The following is a 3628-nucleotide window of genomic DNA, read 5'->3' on the forward strand; positions in this document are numbered from 1 at the left end:
CGGCCGGCGGATAACCCTTTGGAGATTTTTTTCCAGAGTAGGGGGGAGAGGGTATAACCGTAGAGGCGATCGAGTATGCGGCGGGTTTCTTGGGCGTGAACTAAATTTTCGTCGATGGAGCGACAATTTTTGAGGGCGGCTTGGATTGCTTCTTTGGTGATTTCGTGAAATACCATCCTTTTGGTGGGTATTTTCGGGTTGAGTACCTGCAAGAGATGCCAACTGATGCTTTCGCCTTCCCGATCTTCGTCGGTGGCGAGGATCAGTTCGCTGGCCCCTTTGAGGGCTTCTTTTAATTCTTTGACGACTTTACTTTTGGTTTTGGGGACGACGTAGAGGGGGTCGAAATCGTTCTCCACATCCACGCCTAAATTGGCCCAGGATTTGTCTTTGTGGGCGGGGGGAATTTCTTCGGCGGAGGCGGGCAGATCGCGGATGTGGCCCATGGAGGCTTGGACTCGATAGCCGCTAGGCAGATAATTGCTGATCGTCCGAGCTTTGGTGGGGGATTCGACAATAACCAGGGTTGACATAGGAATTGATCACGAGGGCATGGCCACAGCGACTGTTTTAGTTAGACTGACCATCTTTGTTTGATGATGGGCAAAAGTTACTATTTATCTTGACCGGCTTGATTCGGGTCAAAATCCACTTACTACGATAATAGAGATTAAAGCTGGTCTTTTGTCACTAACTTCTTAACAAAACTTAATATTTTTCTGGAGCAGGGAGATGGGAGCAGGGAGATGGGAGCAGGGAGAAGGGAGAAAAAAGCTGACTCGGAGAATACTGACTCCTAACCCAATGTTCGCCAAAGATAAGCAAAAATTATTTATTGACTCCAAAAACTTGAGAATATTTAAATTAACATTCCGCAATATTTACAAATTCTTAAAAATTAATTGAGAAAGATTTTTATTTAACAACGATGTTACAATGGTTACAGCGATTTTACTGAATTTCATAATGGGATATTCTGTGCTTTTTTAGGCAGCAATGGTTGAAACCCTCACCAAACCTAGAAGGTTATCCTAATTAGGGTTTGCTGAATAAATCTAAAAACCTTGTTGGATAAGACTTTTGGACTTTTTTCCCCTCAAAAAGTGCCAGCCATTGCGGGGATAGGGGGGAAAATTCAGGTACTTTTTCCCTGAAAATTAGGTAGTTGACCACCTGAAAATCGATCAAACCCCTTTCATCTGTGGTGGTGAAAATTTTTTCATCAGGACTGACGCCTGACGACCAACGCCTGACGACCGACTCCTAACCCCACCAACCAACTTTTTGCCGCAAACCCTAGTTATGTCTGATTTACGTCAATATGCTCCGGCAACAGAACGCAATCGTCAGCCGATTTTAGAAGTTCTCAGCCAATTTTTACCGAAGACTGGGAATATCCTAGAAATATCTAGCGGCACGGGTGAACACGCTGTTTTTTTTGCTCCTCGTCTTGCTCCTTGTCGTTGGATTCCCTCGGATTGTAACCCTCTGGCTCTAGATAGTATTCGCAGTTGGTGCGATTATTGTCCTAGTTCTAATCTCGATCGCCCCCTATTTATCGATGTTCATCAGTCAGTTTGGGCGGTAGAGACGGAAAATATCGTTATTAATGCGATTGTTAATATTAACATGATTCATATCGCCCCTTGGTCCGCTTGTTTAGCGTTAATGGCAGGAGCGAGTCGCATTCTCAGTCCGGGGGGAATTCTCTATCTTTATGGTCCCTATAAACGACAGGGAAAACATACTTCTCCTAGTAATGAAAGCTTTGATTTTTCTCTCCGTTCTCAAAACTCTACTTGGGGAGTTAGGAATTTAGAAGATGTGGTGCAAGCAGCGAGCGATCGAGGTTTACAATTGTTAGAAGTAATTCCTATGCCAGCTAATAATCTCTCGGTTTTATTTGCCTTAACATAGCAATTATCAGTGAACAGTAATCGGTAATCAGCTTCTAAAGGCAAAAGGCAAAAGGCAAAAGGCAAAAAAAAGAATCTGGCAATTCTCCTACCTAAAAAGAAGGTTATAAACTAAGTACATCAAAGCTTTTAGCTTAACCAATTAAGTAGGGAGGCACAATTATTTGTAGGATGGGTTAGCGGTAGCGTAACATAATCGGGCGTTGGGTTTCATGCTTCAACCCAACCTACGTTCTGATCACTGAAAAAAGCTCCCCACTTCCCACTGATAACTGATAACTGATAACTGATAACTTATTTCCAACCAGCGCGATTCATTACCTGTACCGCTTTGGCTAAATTAGGACCATAATTAGCCACGCTAACTGTATCTTCTTTCCCGCGTCCGAGTTTTGCTAGGAAAGGGTCTAAAGCAACCCCTGGAACGACGGGATATTCTCGATTACCCTTAGCAAAAAAGTTCTGTGCTTCATTGCTAGAAAGATATTCTAAAAATTTAATGGCCGATTCTCGATTGGGGGCAGTTTTAATTAAACCACCACCGCTAATATTAACGTGAGTGCCGCGGCCTGCTTGGTCGGGGAAAATTACGCCTACTTGGTCATAAATTGCCCGTTTAGCCGGGTCTTTTTCTTCGGCATACCCCGCTAAGTAATAGGTGTTAGCTAGGGCTAAATCGGCAATTCCTGCGGCTACAGCTTCGATTTGTGCCTTATCATTACCCTGGGGTGAACGGGCAAAATTAGCCACTAATCCCCGACACCATTTTTCTGCGGCTGCTTCTCCTTGGATGTCGATTAACCAAGCGGTAAAAGATTGACTATAGATGTTACTAGACGACCGAGTGACGACTTTTCCTTTCCATTTGGGATTGGTTAAATCTGCATAGGAATCGATTTCTCTGGGGTTAACTCTGTCTTTGTTATACATGATTACCCGCAAGCGTTTACTAAACCCGAACCAGTGACCTTTGGGGTGACGCAAATTAGCGGGAATTCTTTGGGTGAGAATGCGGGAATTGACCGGGGCAAAAATTCCCTGTTGGTCGGCCCGCCATAATCTCCCGGCATCTACCGTCAGGAGTATATCAGCAGGACTATTGCTGCCTTCGCTTTTAATCCGTTCGATTAATGGATCCGCTTCCCCTTCCACGAGGTTAATTTTTATTCCCGTTTGTCGGGTGAAGTTGTCATACAATCGTCGGTCGGTGTTGTAGTGACGGGAGGAATAGAGGTTTAATTGTTTAGTTTGGGCGGAAACTTCGTTTATTTTCCCTAATTGACCCACTGCTAACGCTAAGGTGGCTGTTCCCGCGCCTAGAAAGACTCTCCGAGTTATTTTATCGTTCATTGCTCGATTCTTGGTAAAGTTGTCTTTTCCTATTGTACAGCTATTGAGAATAATTCTTATCTGCGGGAGAAATTATTTGTCGAACTAGGGCGGTAAATGGGGAAAAATCGGGCGAAAATCAGGTTTTTTTGTTTTGATGGGGCTAATAAATCCTCGAATCTATCGCTAGTTAAGTTCAATAAGCCCGAGATGTTACCCTAAGCTCGATCGAGGGTATTGTGGATTGACATCCTCGCCGCCGTAAAACGGACGGCGATTCCCAAACCTCACGATTTAGGTTTCTGCTTCTTTCCCTTGCGGGGTTCCGCACCTGCCTTAACAGATTTACTCTGTTCTGGTCTTATGGTCGCTCTACAGACTGA

The 3628-nt window shown here is 44.2% G+C and carries 5 protein-coding genes; 1 reads left to right on the forward strand and 4 read right to left on the reverse strand.

Going from position 1 to position 3628, the window contains the following annotated elements; all coding sequences use genetic code 11:
• The 3 genes from PX482_RS24035 to PX482_RS24040 all read right to left on the reverse strand — a co-directional run.
• Positions 1-533 (reverse strand): toprim domain-containing protein (locus tag PX482_RS24035; RefSeq protein ID WP_288123125.1); only part of this gene is annotated, 533 nt, incomplete at its 3' end.
• A 165-nt stretch (positions 534-698) separates the two neighbouring features.
• Entirely contained in the window at positions 699-878 is a 180-nt protein-coding gene (locus tag PX482_RS28210; RefSeq protein WP_071825112.1) for a hypothetical protein, read from the reverse strand.
• Between the two features lie 157 nt (positions 879-1035).
• Positions 1036-1215, reverse strand: coding sequence for a hypothetical protein (locus PX482_RS24040; protein ID WP_223213063.1), 180 nt, complete (start codon positions 1213-1215; stop codon positions 1036-1038).
• An 87-nt stretch (positions 1216-1302) separates the two neighbouring features.
• Here PX482_RS24040 and PX482_RS24045 point away from each other — a divergent pair, with 87 nt between their 5' ends.
• Positions 1303-1917, forward strand: a complete 615-nt coding sequence (locus PX482_RS24045) for a DUF938 domain-containing protein (RefSeq protein WP_002762072.1) — start codon at positions 1303-1305, stop codon at positions 1915-1917.
• 293 nt (positions 1918-2210) lie between these two features.
• On the opposite strand, the gene PX482_RS24050 is transcribed toward PX482_RS24045, so the two are convergent.
• Entirely contained in the window at positions 2211-3266 is a 1056-nt protein-coding gene (locus tag PX482_RS24050; protein WP_002762070.1) for a Fe(3+) ABC transporter substrate-binding protein, read from the reverse strand.
• Positions 3267-3628 lie beyond the last annotated feature (362 nt).

The sequence above is a fragment of the Microcystis sp. M53602_WE12 genome (assembly GCF_030065455.1).
Classification (GTDB): Bacteria; Cyanobacteriota; Cyanobacteriia; order Cyanobacteriales; family Microcystaceae; genus Microcystis; species Microcystis aeruginosa.